The sequence below is a fragment of the Nitrospirae bacterium YQR-1 genome, from assembly GCA_039908095.1.
Lineage (GTDB): Bacteria > Nitrospirota > Thermodesulfovibrionia > Thermodesulfovibrionales > Magnetobacteriaceae > Magnetomonas.
The window spans coordinates 1-513 of record JAMOBJ010000107.1 but is presented as its reverse complement, the minus strand read 5'-3'; the positions used below and the strand labels follow the sequence as shown (position 1 = coordinate 513).

The window sequence follows — 513 nt, the reverse complement described above, 5'->3', positions numbered from 1 at the left end:
AGCCATTCTGCTTATAAGCACAAAGATTATGAAAATATATGGCTACTATAATCTCGGCTGGTTTGATGATAAATTCTTAATCCCAACTATTAATTATGATGGGTATAGGTGTGTAAGCACTGAGTTAACGGAGAGTTACACCTTGAGAGGTACTTTAGAAAAACATATAGAAATATTCCGCTACTATATGTTAACGAGGGGTTCAATTGTTATTTTATCTGGGATGTTATCAATTATTTTAAAAAAGTTAAACATCCCAAACTTTTCACTTTTAATACATGGATTATCAACAACAGGGAAGGGGTTGATTGAACACGTAACACTTGGGTTATATGGCAATCCGGCTTTAACATTACGTGCTTGGAATAAGACATCAGTTGGGAGTGAACTTTTTGCAGTTCAAAACAATGGTATTCCTATCGTTTTTGACGATATTGAACAGGCAGGTGCTGAACAGTACGAAAAGGTTATAAACTATCTTTACGAGTTTTCTACAGGGATAGGCAGGGTTAA

The 513-nt window shown here is 35.1% G+C and carries 1 protein-coding gene; it reads left to right on the top strand.

Annotated features, from left to right (window positions below; all coding sequences use genetic code 11):
• Positions 1 to 28: 28 nt before the first annotated feature.
• On the top strand, positions 29 to 513 hold a 485-nt coding region (locus H7844_16125), incomplete at its 3' end, for a DUF927 domain-containing protein (GenBank protein MEO5358804.1).